This window comes from Parapedobacter sp. (assembly GCF_035556095.1).
Taxonomy (GTDB): domain Bacteria; phylum Bacteroidota; class Bacteroidia; order Sphingobacteriales; family Sphingobacteriaceae; genus Parapedobacter.
In genome coordinates this window covers 140,153-160,140 of the sequence record NZ_DATMFT010000011.1, presented here as the reverse complement: position 1 = coordinate 160,140, position 19,988 = coordinate 140,153, and the positions used below count along the sequence as shown (strand labels likewise).

The window sequence follows — 19,988 nt, the reverse complement described above, 5'->3', positions numbered from 1 at the left end:
CATAATATGGGGCAGTCATTACCAGAAATAGCACAGTCTCTAAAGGACGCAGATAAAAAAGTGCAGTTGATTTATGCCTTTAATGGCACAGGGAAAACACGGCTATCCCGTGAATTCAAAGAATTGAATGCACCAAAAATGACCGTCGAAGAACAACAAGGTGAGTCAGGTATCAAAGTGCTTTATTATAACGCTTTTACAGAAGACCTATTCTATTGGGATAACGACTTGGATGCTGATAGGAACAGAAAGCTTGTGATTAGACCCAATGGTTTTACCAATCTGGTTCTTGGGTTTCTTCAAGATCAAGGTTTAGATGGCAACATCGTTTCAAATTTTCAACATTTCACAAATCAATTTTTAACGCCTCAATTTAGCGCTGACTTCTCTGAAGTGAAATTTTCAATTGAACGTGGTGATAACGAAAGTATAGATAATGTTAAAATATCCAAAGGCGAAGAAAGCAACTTCATTTGGTGCGTATTTTATAGTTTGCTCGAACAGGTTATTGAAATTTTAAATGTCTCGGAACTTGAAGAGCGGGCCACCGATCAGTTTGACAACCTCGAGTATGTATTCATTGACGATCCCGTAAGCTCTTTGGATGATAATCACTTGATAGCGTTAGCTGTTAACTTGGCGGCACTCATTAAGAAATCGACCGGTTTGAAATTTATCATTTCAACACACAACCCTATATTCTATAATGTGCTGTTCAACGAACTGGGGAAAAAAGTTTGCTATATGTTGCATAAATTTGACGATGGCACTTATGAACTAGCTGAAAAGGATGGAGACTCCAACAAGAGCTTTTCCTATCATCTTTTTCTTAAAAACACCATTGAAGAGGCCATCAATTCGGATAATATTCAAAAATACCATTTTACACTATTGCGGAACCTTTACGAGAAAACGGCAAATTTCTTAGGATACCCAAGGTGGTCAGAATTACTACCGGATGACAAGCAAATATACTATAATCGGGTTATTCAATTTACAAGCCATTCTACATTATCGAATGAGGTGGTACCAGAGCCGACAGAGCCTGAAAAACAAACAGTGAAGTTTTTGTTAGCGCATCTCACTACAAATTTTAACTATTGGAAAGAAGTACAAAATGTCGCAATATAAAACCATAGCAGAATCCAACAATTTTATCGTACTTGATAACTACATCAAGCACTCAATGATGAATGAACCTGCTGTCGGCTATCAGACAGAGGCAGCTCTTGAGCATGAATTCGTCAACGACTTGATCAACCAGGGATATGAACATGCGATTGGCATTAAAACTGTTGACGCCATGCTTGCGAATGCAAGAATACAGCTCCAGACGCTCAATAACATGGCGTTTTCAGATAGTGAATGGGCACGCTATGTGGAGGAATATTTGGATAAACCAAGCGATAACTTGGTTGAAAAAACACGGAAAATACACGATAATTATATTCACGACTTTGTTTTTGACGATGGACATATCCAAAACATCTACCTGGTAGATAAAAAAAATATTGCCCGCAATAAAATACAGGTCATCAAACAATTTGAACAGAAAGGAACACATGCCAACCGTTATGACGTTACGATATTGGTCAATGGCTTGCCTCTGGTACAGGTCGAACTTAAAAAACGGGGCGTCGCTATCCGTGAAGCATTTAATCAAGTGCATCGCTATACGAAAGAGAGTTTGAACAGTAAAAGCTCACTCTTCAGATATGTGCAGATTTTCGTTATCTCAAACGGTACCGACAGCCGTTATTTTGCAAATACCGTTGAGCGAAATAAAAACAGCTTTGACTTTACCATGAATTGGGCAAAGGCGGACAATTCGTTGATCAAAGACCTGAAGGATTTTACGGCAACATTTTTCCAAAAGCATACGCTGTTTAATGTGCTATTGACCTATTCGGTTTTTGACACCAGTGATACGCTTCTGATCATGCGACCATATCAAATTGCCGCTACCGAGCGGATGTTATGGAAAATAAAAAGTTCTTTTGAAACCAAAAACTGGTCTAAACCGGAAGGTGGCGGTTATATTTGGCATACCACCGGTTCGGGAAAAACGTTGACGAGTTTTAAAGCCGCACGATTGGCTACCCAACTCGATTTTATTGATAAGGTGTTCTTTGTGGTCGATCGAAAGGATTTGGACTTTCAAACCATGAAAGAATACCAACGATTCTCACCGGATAGCGTAAACGGCTCGGATAGTACGGCCGGATTAAAACGGAATATAGAGAAAGAAGACAACAAGATCATTGTCACCACTATTCAGAAGTTGAATAACCTCATGAAAACAGAGAATGATCTGCCCATTTACCAAAAACAGGTTGTTTTTATTTTTGATGAAGCGCATCGTTCGCAATTTGGTGAAGCACAGAAGAACTTGAAGAAAAAATTCAAAAAATTCTATCAGTTCGGCTTTACGGGAACACCCATATTCCCACAAAATGCGTTGGGTGCAGACACCACGGCAAGTGTATTCGGCCGTGAATTGCACTCCTATGTAATTACAGATGCCATTCGGGATGAGAAAGTGTTGAAGTTCAAGGTGGATTACAACGATGTGCGTCCGCAGTTCAAAAGTATCGAAACCGAAATCGACGAGAAAAAATTAAGTGCGGCAGAAAATAAAAAAGCCTTTTTGCATCCTGCCCGGATCAAGGAGATTTCCCAATACATCCAACATAATTTTAGAATAAAAACACATAGAACACAAGGTGGCAATAGCGGTTTTAACGCCATGTTTGCCGTGAGCAGTGTAGATGCCGCCAAATGTTACTACGAGGAATTAACCAACTTACAAAAGGATAGTGATAAGCCTTTACGAATAGCGACCATCTTCTCCTTTGCCGCCAATGAGGAGCAAAGTGCCATTGGCGAAATAATGGATGAAACTTTTGAGCCTTCGGCATTGGACGTTAGTGCAAAAGAGTTTTTAACGAAAGCCATAGCTGATTATAACGCCCTATTCAAAACCAGTTTTGGCGTGGATAGCAAAGAATTCCAAAACTATTACCGCGACCTCGCAAAACGAGTAAAGAATAAGGAAGTAGATTTGCTCATTGTAGTCGGTATGTTCCTTACCGGTTTTGATGCACCTACACTCAACACGCTGTTCGTAGACAAGAATTTGCGTTATCATGGGTTGATGCAGGCCTTTTCACGCACCAACCGTATTTATGATGCTACCAAAACCTTTGGCAACATCATTACGTTCCGCGATTTAGAAAAAGCTACGGTGGATGCCATTACGTTATTTGGGGATAAGAACACCAAAAACGTAGTACTGGAAAAAAGCTACAAGGAATATTTAGAAGGCTTTACCGATAGCTCTACAGGCGAAGCCCGCAGAGGGTATGTTGAAGTGGTGAATGAACTCAATGAAAAGTTTCCTAATCCCGATGAAATAGCTACCGAGGCAGCCAAAAAGGAGTTCTCCAAGCTCTTTGGAGAATACCTGCGTGTAGAAAATATCTTGCAGAACTACGATGAATTTACCCATCTGAAAGAACTTCAATCTATAGATATGAACGACACGGAAGCGGTAGAAGCTTTTAAAGAAACGCATTTTGTTACCGATGAAGACATTGCTGCCATGCAGGCTATTGAAATGCCTCCGGAGCGTATAATCCAAGATTATCGTTCTACCTATAATGACATTCGCGATTGGTTACGACATCAGAAAAAAGGCAATGCAGCAGAAGAATCCACCATTGATTGGGATGATGTGGTCTTTGAGGTGGATTTGCTGAAATCGCAGGAAATTAATCTGGACTATATACTCGAACTCATTTTCGAACATAATAAAAAGACCAAAAACAAAACGGAATTAGTAGACGAGATTCGAAGGGTGATACGCGCCAGCATAGGTAACAGGGCAAAAGAAAGTTTGGTAGTTGACTTTATCAATGAAACCGATCTCGATACCATTCAAGACAAAGCGAGTATCATCGATTCTTTTTTTACCTATGCACAAGGCAAACAGAAAACGGAGGCGTCGGAATTAATGACAGATGAGAACCTAAACGAAGAAGCCGCCAAACGCTATATTACAGCTTCTTTAAGACGGGAGTATGCTTCTGAAAACGGAACAGAGTTGAATGCGCTGCTACCAAAAATGAGTCCATTGAACCCACAATATTTAACCAAAAAACAGCGTGTGTTCCAAAAGATAGTCGCCTTTGTAGAAAAGTTTAAAGGAGTTGGGGGGCAGCTATAAATAACGGGATTTCATTTTCACAACTTGGGAAAAGAAATAATATTGACAATGCCCGAAACCAACCGCATAGAATACAAACGAGAACTCCATGTCGATGTGGATATTGAAAAGGAAGTCATTGCCTTTTTGAATTACTACGAGGGGGGTGTAATCTATATCGGCATCGACAAGACAGGTAACGTAATTGGCATTGCGGACGCGGATGGCGATGCCCTCAAAATCAAAGACCGTATCAAAAACAATATTTCACCATCGGCTATGGGTTTGTTTGATGTGGTGGTTGAGGAGCGCGAGGGTAAGGAAATTGTCAAAATCACCGTGGCCAGTGGCAGTGAAAAGCCGTACTTCAAAAGGAAATACGGGATGACGGAGAAAGGTTGTTTTATCCGTATCGGCACAGCAGCGGAGCCTATGCCGCAGCCCATGATTGATAAACTGTTTTCCACACGTACCCGCAATTCCATTGGCAAAATCCGGTCGAACCGGCAGGATTTGACCTTTGAGCAGCTTCGCATATATTACGAGGAAAAGCGCAAGCCGCTCAACAATCAATTCAAGAAAAGTTTGGAATTGCTCACGGAAGATGGTGTGTTCAATTATGCAGCCTACCTGTTGGCCGATGAAAACGGTGTTTCCATCAAGGTAGCGAAATACAGGGGTACGAATCGGGTAGACCTCATTGAAAACAACGAATACGGCTATTGTTCGTTAATTAAGGCAACGAAAAGCGTATTGGATAAAATCGAATTGGAAAATCGGACGGCAACCCAAATTACGTCCAAAGAGCGGATAGACCGTAGACTTTGGAATCCGGTGGCCATCCGCGAAGCCGTGATAAATTCAATTGTGCACAACGACTTTACCCGTGAGGTGCCGCCCAAGTTCGAAATTTTTGCCGACCGTATCGAAATCACTTCCGCAGGCACATTGCCAGAGGGATTGAGCGAGGAGGATTTCTTTGATGGGGTTTCCATTCCCAGGAACCGGGAATTGATGCGGGTGTATCGGGATTTGGAATTGGTGGAGCAGCTTGGTTCGGGTGTGCCACGGATTTTGGAAAGTTACGGCAGGGAATGCTTCCGGTTTATGGGTAACTTTATCCGTATGACGTTCCCTGCTTCGGAAGTGGTCACCCCGCAAGTCACCCCGCAAGTCACCCCGCAAGTCAAAGAGCTTATAAAGGTTTTTGAAACGGTACATAATAGAACTGAATTGCAGTCTATACTAGGTTTACTGGATAGGGAGCATTTTCGAAAATCATATTTGCAGCCAGCGATAGATGCTGGGTTGATTGCGTTGACTATACCAGACAGACCAACCAGCAGTAAGCAACGGTATGTATTAACCGACCTCGGAAAACAGCTGAAGCGCAACCCAAAGAAAAAACACACAAAATGACAAACAACACCCAGATAAAATGTCCAAGCTGTGGTACTTCCATTGATGTGCAGGATATACTTGCCCATCAGTTGGAAGCCGAAATCAAACAGAAGTACCAAAACCAATTGGCTTCCGAACGCCAGCGATATGAGCAGGAGCAGACCAAACTCCAGCAGGAACGTGAGGCCTTCGAACAGAAGAAGAAACAGGAAAACGAGCTGTTCCAGCAACGCTTGGATAACAAGTTGCGGGAGGAACGGAAGGCTATCGAAGACCGGCTGAAAGCCAAGCTGAACGAAGAACAGGCCGATCAGTTCAAAGCGCTGCAACAGGAACTCAACGATAAATCGGAGCAAATCAAAGATCTCAATCGTGCCAAGGCCGACATCGAACGCTTGAAACGCGAGAAGGATGAGCTGAAGGAGGCTGTCGAGCTCGACCTGCAACGGAAAATGAACGAGCAACTGCTTGCCGAGCGGGAACGCATCAAAAAATTGGAGGAGGAAAAGAACGAGCTGAAGCTACGTGAACTCCAAAAGCAGTTGGACGACCAGAAGAAACTCACCGAGGAAATGAAGCGCAAGCAGGAGCAGGGGTCTATGCAGTTGCAGGGCGAAGTGCAGGAACTCGCTATTGAGGAATGGCTGTCGGCTCAGTTTCCGCTGGATAGCATCGAAGAGGTGAAAAAAGGCGCCCGTGGTGGCGACTGCATCCAGGTGGTCAATACGCATAGCCGTGTAGGTTGCGGCAAAATCTATTATGAGAGCAAACGTACCAAAGATTTCCAGCCAAGCTGGATCGAGAAATTCAAGGCCGATATGCGGGAGAAAGGTGCAGACGTAGGCGTACTGGTTACCGATGCGATGCCCGCCGGACTTGAACGCATGGGCATCAAAGATGGGGTATGGATTTGTTCGTACGAGGAATTCAAAGGCCTGTGTGCCGTGCTGCGCGAAACGGTTATCCAAATCGGACTGGCGGTTGCCTCGCAGGAAAACAAGGGAGATAAGATGCATATGCTCTACGATTTCCTTACCAGTAATACATTCCGTATGCAGGTAGAAGCCATCGTAGAGGGCTTTTCGTGCATGAAAAACGACTTGGAAAAAGAGAAACGGGCCATGCAACGGATATGGAAAGAACGCGAAAAGCAAATCGACAAGGTGGTGACCAACACCATCGATATGTACGGCTCGATTAAGGGTATCGCTGGAAATGCGATACAGCCTGTACAGGCGTTGGAACTGCCCCCGGGCGATTTGCTGGACGACGAAGACTGATGGCACGCAGGCACCCGAAGGCGAATGGAAAATAAAAAGCAACTCCTAAAAATAGCCGTGGTCGGCCCCGAGTCGACGGGCAAATCGACTATTGCGGAGCAATTGGCCCGACAACTGGACACGGTATGCGTGCCGGAGTATGCACGTGAATACTGCCGCCACCTTAACCGGGAGTACACGTTGCAGGACGAAATGAACATGTTTTACGGGCAGTTGGCATTGGAACGCAGTTTGGTGCCACTTGCGCAAAATAATATATTGGTCTGCGATACCATGTTCCTGACGATCAAAGTCTGGTGCGACCACCTATTCGGGCATACCCCGGATGACGTGTTGGATGCGCTCCGAGCAGCCGATTACGACCTTTACTTATTGATGGATATCGACCTGCCGTGGGTGGACGATCCGCTACGGGATTTCCCCGAGTTGAGAGCACATTTCATGGGGGTGTGGCATAACGAACTGAAAGCCATCAATGCCAATTATACCGTCGTATCGGGCTTAGGCGAAAAACGACATGAAAATGCGTGGGAAGCGGTAAAGCGGTTTCTCGATAAAAAACAAGGGCGCTAAGTTTGCAGCTTAGCGCCCCCGTGGTATGAATTTTTCTATGTCTTTTAATACCGGTAATGCTCCGGTTTATAGGGTCCATCCACTGAAACGCCGATGTATTCCGCTTGGTGCGGTTCCAACACATCCAGTTCCACGCCGATTTTCGCCAAGTGGAGCCGGGCTACTTTCTCGTCGAGGTGTTTGGGGAGTGTGTAAACCTTGTTCTCGTAATTCGCGGTATTGGTCCACAGTTCAATCTGGGCCAGCGTTTGGTTGGTAAACGAATTACTCATTACGAAGGAAGGGTGCCCCGTAGCACAGCCCAGGTTAACCAAGCGGCCTTCGGCCAACAGGATGATGTCTTTGCCGTCGATGGTATACTTGTCTACCTGCGGCTTTATTTCCACCTTGGTGTCGCCGTAATTGCCATTAAGCCAAGCCACGTCAATCTCGTTGTCGAAATGGCCGATGTTGCACACCACGGCTTTGTCTTTCATGGTTTTGAAATGCTCGCCGCGGACGATGTCACGGTTGCCCGTTGTTGTGACGATAATGTCAGCTTCTTTAACAGCGTTTGCGAATTTCTTCACCTCGTAGCCTTCCATGGCGGCCTGCAAAGCACATATCGGATCAATTTCGGTCACGATGACGCGAACGCCGGCACTGCTTAACGATTCGGCAGAACCTTTCCCCACATCGCCGTAGCCGGCTACTACAGCAACCTTACCGGCCAGCATCAGGTCCGTGGCTCGGCGGATGGCATCGACGAGCGACTCGCGGCAACCGTATTTATTGTCGAATTTGGATTTGGTCACCGAGTCGTTTACATTAATGGCCGGCAGGTGTAACGTGCCGTTCTTCATCCGCTCGTAAAGCCGGTGCACACCCGTAGTGGTTTCTTCCGAAAGGCCTTTTATACCTTTAATCAATTCGGGGTATTTGTCGAAGACCATGTTGGTGAGGTCGCCGCCGTCGTCCAATATCATGTTGAGTGGCTGCCGGTCCTCGCCGAAAAACAACGTTTGCTCGATACACCAGTTGAACTCATCTTCCGTCATGCCTTTCCAAGCGTATACCGGTATGCCCGCTGCGGCGATGGCAGCGGCGGCATGGTCCTGCGTGGAAAAAATGTTGCAGGACGACCAAGTGACTTCGGCACCCAGTTCGATGAGGGTTTCGATAAGTACGGCGGTTTGGATGGTCATGTGCAGACAGCCTGCAATACGGGCCCCAGCCAGTGGCTTGGCAGCACCGAATTCCTCGCGGAGCGCCATCAAGCCAGGCATTTCGGCCTCGGCCAGCTCAATTTCTTTGCGGCCCCAAGAGGCGAGGTTGATATCTTTTACCTTATAAGGTACGTATGCGGTGTCTATCGATGACATAATGCGTTGTTTTTTTGTGAACTGCAAAAGTATTGGTTTTGGTGGTTATATTCAAACTTACTTAGCAGCTTGCCGTTAAAAATTGACACTGATTTGAAATTGGTGATTTGTTTTCCGCCCGTTCGCATGGTATCTTTGCAGGCATAATTAAAGTGGAACTAACAGAAAGGACTAAGCAATGTATCCAGAATACTTAGTAGCGCCGATGCGCAATGAGCTTACGAGTGTAGGTTTTGAGGAATTAAAGACCCCTGAGGAAGTTGATGCGGCTATCAAACAGGAAGGGACCGTGTTCGTGGTGGTTAACTCGGTTTGCGGTTGTGCAGCGGCCAATGCGCGCCCGGCTGCTGTGGCCGCCATCAAGCATGAGAAACACCCCGATAAGGTGGTTACCGTATTTGCCGGTATGGAAAAAGATGCCGTAGATAAGGCACGCGCCTACATGTTGCCGTACCCACCATCGTCGCCTGCTATGGCGTTGTTTAAGGATGGCAAGTTGGTGCATATGATCGAGCGTCACCAGATTGAAGGTCGCCCTGCCCAGATGATAGCAGATAACCTCGTAGCTGCTTTTGACGAGTATTGCTAAAGATAAGGCACTCAAAAGTAAAACAAAACAGGAAAGGCGCCCGAGGGCGCCTTTCCTGTTGGTATCCGTACGGGGACTCAGCGATCAGTACTCGACCGGTCCGCTGATGGTGCTTACCGCTCCGCGCTGGGGAACGATGGTCACCTTGATCATTCCACGTTGGGTTTTGCTAAGTGCATTTTCCACATCATCGGTTGAGTTGACAGGCACATCGTTGATATGGGTGATTACCTGCCCACGCTTGATGTTTTGGTAGTCGAACCATCCGCCTTGGTGTACTTGCGTAACCGTTACGCCGGAAGAAACGCCTAACTCCTTTTTCTTGGCATCAGTAGTGGGCACAAAACCGGCACCCAGTTGGTTGTAGATTTCTGTGGCACTCCGTTTTGCTTCGTCCGATTCGGTGTCGCGTTCAACCGAACTCATGTCTTCCTTCAGAGTAACCGTTACATCACGTTCCTTGCCATCGCGCTTGTAGGTAAGTTTCACCTTGTCGCCCGGCCGTAATCGGTAGATACGCTCTTGTAAATCCGAAGACGAGGCGATGATGCGTCCATCGAGCTTAGTGACGATGTCTCCCTCCCTAAGGCCAGCCTCCTGGGCTGCACCATCTGGTACGACATCGATGACATATAGACCATTCACGTCACTGATTTCCAGTTGTTTTGCCGCTGCGGGATTAAGCTCGCGGAATGTAATGCCAATCAAGCCGCGTTTTACCCGGCCGAACTTGATGAAATCATCGGAAATCTTCTTGACCAAATTGACGGGTACCGCAAAGCCATAACCGGCATACGTACCTGTAGGGGTCATGATGTTGGAGTTTATCCCGATCAGCTCGCCTGCTGCGTTGACCAAGGGCCCACCACTGTTACCTTTATTGATAACGGCATCTGTTTGGATAAAAGATTCTACGGCGGTATTGATGATCGGCTCTTCGTCGGATTGCGGGTAACCGCCCCGTTGTTGGTATTGCCGTTGCTGCAACTCACGTGCGATGATTCCCGTTGAGCGGCCGGTGGCACTGACAATCCCTGCGGTTACCGTGGATTCCAGACCGAGCGGGTAACCGACGGCCAACACCCATTCGCCGATACGGACTTTGTCTGAATCGCCGAATCTCACAAAGGGGAGACCTTTCTCGTTGATTTTAATCAGCGCTAAATCGGTATTGGGATCACGGCCGATGATTTTGGCTTCCACGACGCGTTTGTCCGTAAGCTGTACTTCTATTTTATTGGCATCCTCCACGACGTGGTTGTTTGTAACAATGTAACCATCCTGCGAGATGATCACACCGGACCCCGTGGCTTGGGCGGGCGGTTGTGACCGCTGTTGACGTTGGCGAGGCATTCCGAAAAACTCCTCAAACAAATCCATCGGAGCGGCGCCATACCCTCTCGAGCGCCCTGGGTAGGTGGTAGTAATGTGAACCACGGCCGGTGCAACCATTGCCGCAGCTTGGGTAAAGTCTGGATTTCCTGTTGAAGAAACCACATCCGGTACCGGATTGCTGGCATAATGCAGTTGTTGCCGTTCTTCGAAAGACATCTTGCTTTCCTGTTTGCTTTCAAATAGTTTATAACCGCCTACAGCAATCAAGCCTCCTACCAACGCGGTCAATAATGTTAATCCTAATTTTTTCATTCGTATCCTATTTTGTTGTGTTTAAATTCCGCTCATGGAACCCGCAGTTGCATTGCGGTTTTGAATCGCTGGCGAGGCAGGTTTCATGATCATTCCAAATTCGTTGTAAGTCGAAAAATTCTGCGCTTGCAAAAGATGTTCAAATGTAATACCATTTGGACAGCCAAAGCAAGTGGAAAGGTCTACTTTTCTGTTAAATAATGTTAAAGCAGCGCAGTGCGGCACCCGACAGCCCGTGATGAATTATTGAACGGATATAACTACCTTTGACCCGCTAACGGAAATACATGGCAACGCATACGTTTTATAAATACCAAGGAGCAGGCAACGATTTTATTGTCATCGATAACCGTAACCTCTTGTTTGATAGCGGTAATAGTGATTTGGTGCACCGACTATGCGACCGACGCTTTGGCATCGGTGCCGACGGATTGATGTTGTTACAGGATGCCGATGGATATGATTTCGAGATGGTGTATTTCAATGCGGATGGCCGGGAGGGGAGTATGTGTGGGAACGGGGGGCGCTGCATCGTAGCGTTCGCAAAAGATACGGGAATAATTGGCAAAACGACCGACTTTTTGGCAGTAGATGGCCGTCACCACGCGGAAATCGACGGCCAGCACGGCACCGTACGCCTGCAGATGATTGATGTCGGCGTCATCGAACGCGATGGAGAGGCCTACGTACTCGATACGGGGTCGCCGCATTATGTAGTGCTCGTAGATGGGCTAGCGACTTTCCCCGTGGTGGCCGAGGGGCGCCGTATACGTAACAGCGAGCGCTACCATGCACAAGGTATTAACGTGAATTTCGTGGAGGCAGAGGGAGCTGGGTATTTTGTGCGGACCTATGAACGAGGCGTGGAAGATGAAACGCTAGCCTGTGGAACAGGGGCGACCGCCGTGGGCATGGCTATGGCCGAACATGAGGGAAAAAGCGGTGCATTGGCGATCCCTATCCGGGTGGCTGGTGGAAACCTCACCATCCGTTTCCATAGCAACGGAAGCCGATTCACGGACGTGTCGTTGGAAGGCCCAGCTAGCTTTGTATTTAAAGGCGAAATAACCGTGTAACCCATGACGTTGTTGCGCTTTATCGTTTATTTCCACGGATTTTCATTGGTCATCGCAGGCATCGCCATAGCGTTGCCGTTATTATTCGAGGGAGTGCCCATTTTGAGTCCCCATTTTTGGTTGCTTTTTGCCGCCGTATTTGCCACGACACTGTTGGCTTACCTATTGAGCGATTTGGGAATCCGAAAAGGGGGTGAAGTGTCCATTTTAAGCCTCATGGGAGGGCTTTTCCTGAAGCTGCTGGCCTGTTTGGCTGTAGTCGCTGTATTAATAATAAAATACCCTGATAGTAAGATGCTTACGGCATTGAATTTTTTTTCGCTATATTTCTTGTTTACAGCCTTTGAAGTTAGTTGTTTGTTACGTAACTTGCGCGACCAAAATCAGACGTAAAAAATTGGGAATAGATGGATTTTAGGCACTTTTTCAACTCAAAAAAAATCAGCTTCATTGCGATTTTCGCCGTTTTAACAACCTTTTCTGCTGCACAAGCTGCCAACTCCACCACCACAGCCGCTGCTTCGGTGAGCCATGAAACCCATGGCGAAGAAGAATTCAAGCCCACCGAGGTGATTATGGAGCACATTGGCGATTCCCATGATTGGCATATCGTGGGCCATTATTCGGTTCCACTTCCGGTGATTCTTTACACCGACAAAGGGTTTGAGTTTTTCCTGTCTTCCCAGTTTCACCACGGCGAGCACGATTACCAAGGGAAACACTATACTTACCGGCTGGTAGATAAAAAGAAAATACAAGTGGTGGGCGCGGATGGGGCCGTGGATGAAGCGGCGTCTAAGCATGTGTGGGATTTTTCCATTACGAAAAACGTGGCGGCCATATTTCTGTCGGTGTTTTTGTTGGTGTTGATTTTCACCTCTGTAGCGCGTGCGTACAAAAAACGGGAAGGGAAAGCACCAAAAGGATTCCAGTCGTTCATCGAGCCCATTATCCTTTTTGTTCGCGACGACATCGCCCGGCCGAACATCGGCCATAAGTATGCACGTTTCATGCCATTGTTGTTAACGATCTTCTTTTTTATCTGGTTTAACAATCTACTGGGGCTGATACCGATTTTCCCAGGTGCTGCCAACGTCACCGGTAATATCGCCGTGACGTTCGTATTGGCCTTTATCGTATTGATTGTCGTGAACATCAATGGCAACAGGTATTACTGGAAACATATTCTGGCACCGGACGTACCATGGTGGTTGTACCCCATCATGATTCCGGTGGAATTGGTTGGGGTCATCTCTAAACCGTTTGCATTGATGATTCGTTTGTTTGCAAACATCACCGCTGGGCACATCATCATCTTGAGCCTCATTTCACTGATTTTCGTGTTTAAATCGATGGCTATAGCACCGGTTTCGGTGGCATTTGTGCTGTTTATGAACGTATTGGAACTGCTCGTTGCGGCTTTGCAGGCCTTTATTTTCACATTGCTGACGGCTTTGTTTATTGGGATGGCTGTAGAGGAGCATCATTAATAAGTTTTACACTATATATAAATATATACATTAAATTCAATTTGTTATGGTAGGTTCAATTGCGGCAATTGGTGCCGGATTAGCAGTGATCGGTGCCGGACTCGGTATCGGACAGGTAGGTGGCAAAGCCATGGAAGGTATTGCGCGCCAGCCCGAGGCTGCTTCTAAAATTCAGACTGCGATGATTATTGCAGCGGCCCTTATCGAAGGTGTGGCCCTGTTTGCAGTCGTTGTATCTTTGATGGGATTAAATTAATCCGCAAAGCGTACTGAATCGAGGGCCGGACAACCGACGGTTGGTCCGATGTCCGGCCTTCATTTAAACAGCATCAGACTTAGACTCTCCGCTGCCGTTGAGAGAAAGTTTTTTAGAGGAAATTTAAACATCGTATATGAGTTTTGATATTGGTAATCCGAGTTATGGATTGGTTTTTTGGACGCTGATTGCTTTCGTCCTGCTTTTGCTTCTGCTGCGGAAATTTGCATGGAAGCCCATCATGGAGGCTATCGGTGAACGTGAGCAATCAATCGAAGGCGCGTTGGCTTCGGCCGAAAAGGCAAAAGAAGAAATGGCCAGGCTCACCAACGAGAATGAGCAATTGCTCAAGGCCGCTCGTGCGGAACGGGATGTTATTCTGAAAGAAGCGAAGGAGTTGAAAGATCAGTTGGTGGCCGATGCAAAGGTGCTTGCCCAAGCAGAAGGGGCCAAGCTCATCGAGCAAGCGCGGAAAGAGATTGACGATCAGAAAAAACAAGCATTGGCAGAAGTGAAGAACCAAGTGTCATCACTTTCGCTAGACATTGCCCGCAAGGTACTGCAAAAGGAATTTGAAAACGAACAACGGCAGGAGGCTTTGGTGGCAGACCTGTTGAAGGACGTGAAGTTGAATTAACACACCGAGGCAAACAGCAAAACGATATGTCGGAGTTTAAAGTTGCGTCGCGCTATGCCAAGTCACTCATCGACCTGGCACAGGAACAAGGGAACTTGGAGGTGGTTAAGCAGGATATGGTGCAGTTCGTAGCGACACTACGTGCCAATAGCGAACTGCAAGCTGTATTGAAGAACCCCATCATGAAGCAGGATAAAAAGCGCAATATCCTTGATGCGTTGTTTGGTGGTAAAATCCATCCATCCATCGTGGCTTTTTTCCATATCATGGTACGGAAGGGACGTGCAGGTATCCTGTATGCAACAGCGCGCGAGTTTATCCGTGAATATAATGAGGTGAAAGGTATTGTGCATGCTACCGTTGTTTCGGCAACCAAGCTTTCTGCGAAGAACCTGGATGGGCTTCAAAAAGTTATCGCCAGTGAGATTAATGCGGAGGTCGTGTTGCGGAATACGGTAGATCCGTCACTAATCGGCGGGTTTGTAGTAAAGGTAGGCGACAAGCAGATTGATGCCAGCATCAGTGGCAAATTGAATAAACTGAAGCGTCATTTTGAAACGCAGGCTAATGCCTGAAGCATGCCGCGTAAAGCATATAGCAAATAGCAAAATAATAAAGAAACCCCTAATACAAATAAGATGATAGAGGTAAGACCCGATGAAGTGTCGGCAATTTTGAGAGAACAATTGTCGAGCTTTAAATCAGAAGCCGAGCTTGAAGAAGTCGGTACCGTACTGCAGATCGGTGACGGTATTGCACGGATATACGGCTTAACGAAAGTCCAATCCGGTGAATTGGTTGAATTTGACAACGGATTGCAAGGCATTGTACTGAATCTCGAGGAAGATAACGTGGGTGTGGTATTGCTTGGGAAGTCCGACGAGATCAAGGAGGGTGACACCATCAGGAGGACCCGCCGGATTGCCTCTATTAAGGTAGGTGAGGGCATGTTGGGCCGCGTGGTGAATACATTGGGACAGCCCATTGATGGTAAGGGTCCAATCGTGGGCGATACGTATGAGATGCCGATTGAGCGCAAGGCACCGGGTGTCATTTATCGCCAACCGGTAAACGAGCCGTTGCAAACGGGCATCAAGGCAATTGATGCGATGATTCCGATTGGCCGTGGCCAGCGCGAATTGGTTATCGGCGACCGCCAGACAGGGAAGACCGCGGTATGTATCGATACGATCATCAACCAGAAGGAATTTTATGATGCTGGTGAACCCGTATTCTGTATATATGTAGCCGTAGGCCAAAAGAACTCAACGGTTGCCAATATCGTCCGTACATTGGAGGAGAGCGGTGCCATGCCTTACACGGTGGTGGTAGCGGCTTCTGCTGCCGACCCCGCACCGATGCAGTTCTATGCACCCATGGCGGGTGCCGCTATCGGTGAATTCTTCCGTGACACCGGCCGGCCCGCATTGATTATCTACGACGATTTGTCGAAGCAAGCGGTAGCATATCGCGAAGTATCACTTCTGTTGCGTCGCCCACCGGGCCGTGAGGCATATCCGGGTGATGTGTTTTACCTACACAGCCGTTTGTTGGAGCGCGCCGCGAAAATCAACAGCTCCGATACCATTGCGCAGAATATGAATGACCTGCCCGATTCAATCAAAGGGCTGGTCAAAGGTGGTGGCTCCCTTACGGCATTGCCGATCATCGAAACCCAAGCGGGCGACGTGTCGGCATATATCCCCACCAACGTGATCTCCATTACAGATGGACAGATCTTTTTGGAATCCAATCTGTTTAACGCGGGTGTACGCCCGGCAATCAACGTGGGTATCTCCGTATCACGTGTAGGTGGTAACGCCCAAATCAAGTCGATGAAGAAGGTGGCGGGTACGTTGAAGCTCGACCAAGCGCAGTACCGCGAATTGGAGGCGTTCTCCAAATTCGGTTCCGACCTCGATGCGGCTACGAAAGCCGTACTCGATAAGGGGGTGCGTAACGTGGAGATTCTGAAACAGGGACAGTTTGCACCGGTGCCGGTAGAGAAGCAGGTAGCAATTATCTACGCCGGTGTAAGAGGACTATTCCGCAATGTGCCGGTAGATAAAGTGAAAGAATTCGAAGCAGAGTACTTGCAGCAACTGGAGCAGCGTCATCCGGAGGTGTTAAAAGCCTTGAAAGAAGGCAAATACAACGACGAACTGACAGGCGTATTGGAGAAGGTTGCAAAAGAGTTGGCAGATAAGTATTAATTATTTAGACAAGAGACATCAGACATCAGACAAGAGACATCGGACGTGTCTGATAGAAGCAGGTCTAATGTCTAATATCTAGTGTCTAAAGCATAAAAAATGGCAAATTTAAAGGAAGTCAGGAACCGGATCACATCAGTTTCGTCTACACAGCAGATTACGAAGGCGATGAAGATGGTTTCGGCCGCCAAGCTCAAACGGGCGACAAACGCTATTGTTCAATTGCGCCCTTATGCTGAGAAGCTTCGGGAAATCTTGGCCAATGTTTCCGGTAGTGTGGAAAGCGGAGCATCGCCTTACACGGTAGACCGTAAGCCCAATAAAGTGCTGGTTGTTGTCATCGCATCCAACCGTGGGTTGGCCGGGGCATTCAATACCAATGTCATCAAAACAGCCAACCAACTCATAGCCGAACGGTACAGTGAGCAGTTGCGCGCCGGAAATGTGCATGTGATTGGTATCGGGAAACGTGCGCAGGATTATTATCTTAGGCGAAACTATCAGGTGGTAGGCAACCATAATGATTTATTTACGGCACTTAATTTTGAAAATACATCCAAGATTACCGAAGTAATCATGGAAGGTTTTGCAGCAGGCGAGTACGACCGGGTGGAACTGGTGTATAACCGCTTCAAGAATGCCGCTGTGCAGCTGTTGACTACGGAGCAATTACTTCCCCTATTGCCTGCAAAGGAGGCTTCCGCCACATCGGAAACCGAAGTTGATTACATCATCGAGCCTTCAAAAGAGAAAATCGTTGAGGAGTTGATCCCTAAAGCCATTCGGGTGCAACTGTACAAAGCGGTATTGGATTCACACGCATCCGAACACGGTGCACGGATGACAGCTATGGATAAGGCTACCGATAACGCCGGTGAATTACTCAAATCTTTGAAACTCTCTTACAACCAGGCACGCCAAGCGGCGATTACCACTGAACTTACAGAGATTGTGAGCGGTGCTGCTGCACTGTCTAATGGCTAGGTAGCTACGTTACAGATTGCTTACTAAAAAGGACATTCAATGTCCTTTTTTTATTCATATTGTTCATGGATAGTAAACAAGCTTAAAATACCCACAAATAGGTATATTTTCCCGAAAACAAATCGGTTATATTTGTGTTGTCTTTGACGTACGATGTGATTTCGCTCTTTGGCAAGGTTATTGATTAAAAGGAATCGCAACGTGCGCGGGATCAAGGTTTTTGATCATTTATCTATTTTTATTGTAGCGAGTGTGGGGCAAACTTGGTTAATTATCATTCCAAGTGTAGAGGGCTACGTTATCCGGCTTACATGAAAGAACTTATTCTTCGTTTCAAAACGGTGCCTCGTTGGGCAATCCTACTATTGGATTTATTGATATTGACCTGGTCGTTCTCGTTATCTTATTTTATAGCTAAGCAGTTTAATTTCCACGAGATTGTACGTGGACACTTTTTTATCTATACAGTAATGTATAGTGGTATTGCACTGCCTGTCTTTTTCTTAATGCGTATACACACGGGTTTAATCCGGTACTCGGATACGCGGGATATGTTGAAGATATTTTCGGCGATGCTGTTTACGTCCGCAGCGTACCTTATGGTGGTCTATTTGATTCTCGGTCCGCTTTTGGATATCCGCGATGCCCAATTGGGCTTGGTGATGCTCATCAACTTTTTCATTGCGACCTCGCTGCTCATTATGTTGCGGATTACAGTGAAAAGCATTTATTTTATATTGATGAGGAAAGCCCAGGACGTGGATACGGTGCGGGTTTTGATTTATGGGGCCGACCAGAATGCTGTCATGGCGAAGCAGGCATTGGAGAACAGCACAGAATCGAAATTTATTATCATCGGCTTCATCGACACCAACCGGAGCAAGCTGAACAGTTATATTGAGCGGAAACGGGTTTACCATGTGAAAGATCTTCCGGCGCTGAAAGACAGATATGCGATCGATCAGATGATTTTTGTGAAAGACCACTTGGGAAGCCGGGATAAGAAGGTCATCGTGGAACGTTGCCTGCGGCTTGGTATTAAAGTATTGACCGTTCCCCCGGCGTCGGAGTGGGTATCGGGCAGGCTGCGATTGCAGCAGATCAAGAATCTTCGTATTGAAGATCTGTTGCAGCGGGCACCGATTAAGATCAATAATGACAAAATATGCGATGACCTTTGTGGCAAACGTATTTTGATAACGGGTGCTGCGGGATCGATCGGTTCCGAGATTGTCCGGCAGGTATTACGTTACGAACCCCAGATGCTCGTGCTTTGCGATCAAGCGGAGTCACCCATGCATGAAATCCAGCTGGAGATCGAAGAGAAGTTTCCAAGTAGCAATGTGGTGGTAGCGATTGCCGATATCCGTAACCTGGAGCGGATGCACCAGATTTTCAATGACTATCGGCCCGAATTGGTGTACCATGCTGCTGCCTATAAGCATGTTCCCATGATGGAGCGAAACCCCGGCGAAGCGGTAAGCACCAATGTAGGTGGCACCAAGAACGTCGCCGATTTATCCATCCTTTTTGGTGTGAAGAAGTTCGTAATGATATCCACGGACAAAGCCGTGAATCCAACCAATGTGATGGGGGCCTCGAAACGTATCGCGGAGATTTATACCCAAAGCTTGGATGGGCAGCAGTCCCTGCAATTTGTTGATTCCACTTCAGGGCGGAGTTCCACAGTGAAGGGTACGCGCTTTATCACTACCCGTTTTGGTAATGTCCTCGGATCGAATGGGTCCGTAATACCCCGTTTTAGGGCGCAGATTGAAAAAGGCGGACCCTTGACGGTGACACACCCAGAAATTACACGGTATTTCATGACTATACCCGAGGCGGTGCAGTTGGTATTGGAGGCGGGCACCATGGGTAAAGGTGGCGAAATCTACGTGTTTGATATGGGTAAACCCGTCAAGATCGTTGATTTGGCCCGGAAGATGATTCAGCTTGCCGGCTTAAAGCCCGATAAAGATGTTGAAGTGATCTATACGGGTTTAAGGAGCGGTGAAAAGCTTTATGAAGAGTTGTTGAACGACGGTGAAAAAGTGTTGCCTACGCATCACGATAAGATTCATATTGCACGTGTCAATCCTGTAGACTACGAATACGCAAAACGTACGATTTATGAACTTGTAGCGCTAAATGAGCGAAAGAACAGCAGTGGTGTCGTTAGGAAGATGAAAGAGATCGTTCCGGAGTTCGTCAGTAAGAATTCACCCTTTGAGGCGTTGGATTCGGTAAGTTAAACCGTATCGACAATTAGCCGCCCCG

General features: G+C 46.9%; 17 protein-coding genes. 15 read left to right on the top strand and 2 right to left on the bottom strand.

Annotated elements, in window-relative coordinates:
- Positions 1–6 precede the first annotated feature (6 nt).
- From VNQ80_RS05470 to VNQ80_RS05450, 5 genes are read left to right on the top strand one after another with little or no spacing between them, the layout of a single operon-like run.
- The gene (locus tag VNQ80_RS05470) at positions 7–1,131 is read left to right on the top strand and encodes an AAA family ATPase (RefSeq protein ID WP_325636447.1); all 1,125 of its coding nucleotides are present in this window, start codon (positions 7–9) and stop codon (positions 1,129–1,131) included.
- Positions 1,118–4,225, top strand: a complete 3,108-nt coding sequence (locus tag VNQ80_RS05465) for a type I restriction endonuclease subunit R (protein ID WP_325636446.1) — start codon at positions 1,118–1,120, stop codon at positions 4,223–4,225. The genes VNQ80_RS05470 and VNQ80_RS05465 overlap by 14 nt, the downstream gene beginning before the upstream one ends.
- A 48-nt stretch (positions 4,226–4,273) precedes the next feature.
- Positions 4,274–5,623, top strand: a complete 1,350-nt coding sequence (locus VNQ80_RS05460) for a Fic family protein (protein WP_325636445.1) — start codon at positions 4,274–4,276, stop codon at positions 5,621–5,623.
- Positions 5,620–6,885 (top strand): DUF2130 domain-containing protein, encoded by a 1,266-nt coding sequence (locus tag VNQ80_RS05455; RefSeq protein WP_325636444.1) that lies wholly within the window; start codon positions 5,620–5,622, stop codon positions 6,883–6,885. Before VNQ80_RS05460 ends, VNQ80_RS05455 begins: the two co-directional genes overlap by 4 nt.
- Before the next feature lie 24 nt (positions 6,886–6,909).
- The gene (locus VNQ80_RS05450) at positions 6,910–7,458 is read left to right on the top strand and encodes an ATP-binding protein (protein ID WP_325636443.1); all 549 of its coding nucleotides are present in this window, start codon (positions 6,910–6,912) and stop codon (positions 7,456–7,458) included.
- Between the two features lie 44 nt (positions 7,459–7,502).
- Here the strand turns inward: VNQ80_RS05450 and ahcY are convergent, their stop codons facing one another.
- A complete protein-coding gene (gene ahcY, locus VNQ80_RS05445) occupies positions 7,503–8,819 on the bottom strand; it encodes an adenosylhomocysteinase (RefSeq protein ID WP_325636442.1) in 1,317 nt (438 codons plus the stop codon).
- Between the two features lie 178 nt (positions 8,820–8,997).
- On the opposite strand from ahcY, the gene VNQ80_RS05440 reads away from it, so the two are divergent.
- A complete protein-coding gene (locus VNQ80_RS05440; protein ID WP_325636441.1) occupies positions 8,998–9,408 on the top strand; it encodes a BrxA/BrxB family bacilliredoxin in 411 nt (136 codons plus the stop codon).
- Between the two features lie 84 nt (positions 9,409–9,492).
- Here the strand turns inward: VNQ80_RS05440 and VNQ80_RS05435 are convergent, their stop codons facing one another.
- A complete protein-coding gene (locus VNQ80_RS05435; protein ID WP_325636440.1) occupies positions 9,493–11,055 on the bottom strand; it encodes a Do family serine endopeptidase in 1,563 nt (520 codons plus the stop codon).
- A 287-nt stretch (positions 11,056–11,342) separates the two neighbouring features.
- Here VNQ80_RS05435 and dapF point away from each other — a divergent pair, with 287 nt between their 5' ends.
- The 9 genes from dapF (at position 11,343) to VNQ80_RS05390 (ending at position 19,963) form a co-directional block, all read left to right on the top strand.
- Positions 11,343–12,131: a diaminopimelate epimerase gene (gene dapF, locus VNQ80_RS05430; RefSeq protein WP_325636439.1), complete on the top strand. Its 789-nt coding sequence runs from the start codon at positions 11,343–11,345 to the stop codon at positions 12,129–12,131.
- 3 nt (positions 12,132–12,134) lie between these two features.
- A complete protein-coding gene (locus VNQ80_RS05425) occupies positions 12,135–12,524 on the top strand; it encodes a hypothetical protein (protein ID WP_325636438.1) in 390 nt (129 codons plus the stop codon).
- Positions 12,525–12,538: 14 nt separating this feature from the next.
- Positions 12,539–13,621, top strand: coding sequence for a F0F1 ATP synthase subunit A (atpB, locus tag VNQ80_RS05420; protein WP_325636437.1), 1,083 nt, complete (start codon positions 12,539–12,541; stop codon positions 13,619–13,621).
- A 46-nt stretch (positions 13,622–13,667) separates the two neighbouring features.
- A complete protein-coding gene (gene atpE / locus VNQ80_RS05415) occupies positions 13,668–13,877 on the top strand; it encodes an ATP synthase F0 subunit C (protein WP_325636436.1) in 210 nt (69 codons plus the stop codon).
- A gap of 136 nt (positions 13,878–14,013) precedes the next feature.
- A complete protein-coding gene (locus tag VNQ80_RS05410; RefSeq protein WP_325636435.1) occupies positions 14,014–14,514 on the top strand; it encodes a F0F1 ATP synthase subunit B in 501 nt (166 codons plus the stop codon).
- Positions 14,515–14,540: 26 nt separating this feature from the next.
- On the top strand, positions 14,541–15,089 hold the full coding sequence (atpH, locus tag VNQ80_RS05405; protein ID WP_325636434.1) for an ATP synthase F1 subunit delta: 549 nt from the start codon (positions 14,541–14,543) through the stop codon (positions 15,087–15,089).
- A 63-nt stretch (positions 15,090–15,152) separates the two neighbouring features.
- Positions 15,153–16,727: a F0F1 ATP synthase subunit alpha gene (gene atpA / locus VNQ80_RS05400; RefSeq protein ID WP_325636433.1), complete on the top strand. Its 1,575-nt coding sequence runs from the start codon at positions 15,153–15,155 to the stop codon at positions 16,725–16,727.
- Between the two features lie 99 nt (positions 16,728–16,826).
- Positions 16,827–17,711, top strand: a complete 885-nt coding sequence (gene atpG / locus VNQ80_RS05395) for an ATP synthase F1 subunit gamma (RefSeq protein ID WP_325636432.1) — start codon at positions 16,827–16,829, stop codon at positions 17,709–17,711.
- A 311-nt stretch (positions 17,712–18,022) separates the two neighbouring features.
- On the top strand, positions 18,023–19,963 hold the full coding sequence (locus VNQ80_RS05390; protein WP_325636431.1) for a nucleoside-diphosphate sugar epimerase/dehydratase: 1,941 nt from the start codon (positions 18,023–18,025) through the stop codon (positions 19,961–19,963).
- Positions 19,964–19,988: the final 25 nt, after the last annotated feature.

What these genes read in the sequence shown, in the direction of transcription:
- VNQ80_RS05470 (WP_325636447.1), top strand. Translation starts at nt 7, where the DNA reads ATGGGGCAGTCATTACCAGAAATAGCACAGTCTCTAAAGGACGCAGAT.
- VNQ80_RS05465 (WP_325636446.1), top strand. Translation starts at nt 1,118, where the DNA reads ATGTCGCAATATAAAACCATAGCAGAATCCAACAATTTTATCGTACTT.
- VNQ80_RS05460 (WP_325636445.1), top strand. Translation starts at nt 4,274, where the DNA reads ATGCCCGAAACCAACCGCATAGAATACAAACGAGAACTCCATGTCGAT.
- VNQ80_RS05455 (WP_325636444.1), top strand. Translation starts at nt 5,620, where the DNA reads ATGACAAACAACACCCAGATAAAATGTCCAAGCTGTGGTACTTCCATT.
- VNQ80_RS05450 (WP_325636443.1), top strand. Translation starts at nt 6,910, where the DNA reads ATGGAAAATAAAAAGCAACTCCTAAAAATAGCCGTGGTCGGCCCCGAG.
- ahcY (WP_325636442.1), bottom strand. Translation starts at nt 8,819, where the DNA reads ATGTCATCGATAGACACCGCATACGTACCTTATAAGGTAAAAGATATC.
- VNQ80_RS05440 (WP_325636441.1), top strand. Translation starts at nt 8,998, where the DNA reads ATGTATCCAGAATACTTAGTAGCGCCGATGCGCAATGAGCTTACGAGT.
- VNQ80_RS05435 (WP_325636440.1), bottom strand. Translation starts at nt 11,055, where the DNA reads ATGAAAAAATTAGGATTAACATTATTGACCGCGTTGGTAGGAGGCTTG.
- dapF (WP_325636439.1), top strand. Translation starts at nt 11,343, where the DNA reads ATGGCAACGCATACGTTTTATAAATACCAAGGAGCAGGCAACGATTTT.
- VNQ80_RS05425 (WP_325636438.1), top strand. Translation starts at nt 12,135, where the DNA reads ATGACGTTGTTGCGCTTTATCGTTTATTTCCACGGATTTTCATTGGTC.
- atpB (WP_325636437.1), top strand. Translation starts at nt 12,539, where the DNA reads ATGGATTTTAGGCACTTTTTCAACTCAAAAAAAATCAGCTTCATTGCG.
- atpE (WP_325636436.1), top strand. Translation starts at nt 13,668, where the DNA reads ATGGTAGGTTCAATTGCGGCAATTGGTGCCGGATTAGCAGTGATCGGT.
- VNQ80_RS05410 (WP_325636435.1), top strand. Translation starts at nt 14,014, where the DNA reads ATGAGTTTTGATATTGGTAATCCGAGTTATGGATTGGTTTTTTGGACG.
- atpH (WP_325636434.1), top strand. Translation starts at nt 14,541, where the DNA reads ATGTCGGAGTTTAAAGTTGCGTCGCGCTATGCCAAGTCACTCATCGAC.
- atpA (WP_325636433.1), top strand. Translation starts at nt 15,153, where the DNA reads ATGATAGAGGTAAGACCCGATGAAGTGTCGGCAATTTTGAGAGAACAA.
- atpG (WP_325636432.1), top strand. Translation starts at nt 16,827, where the DNA reads ATGGCAAATTTAAAGGAAGTCAGGAACCGGATCACATCAGTTTCGTCT.
- VNQ80_RS05390 (WP_325636431.1), top strand. Translation starts at nt 18,023, where the DNA reads ATGAAAGAACTTATTCTTCGTTTCAAAACGGTGCCTCGTTGGGCAATC.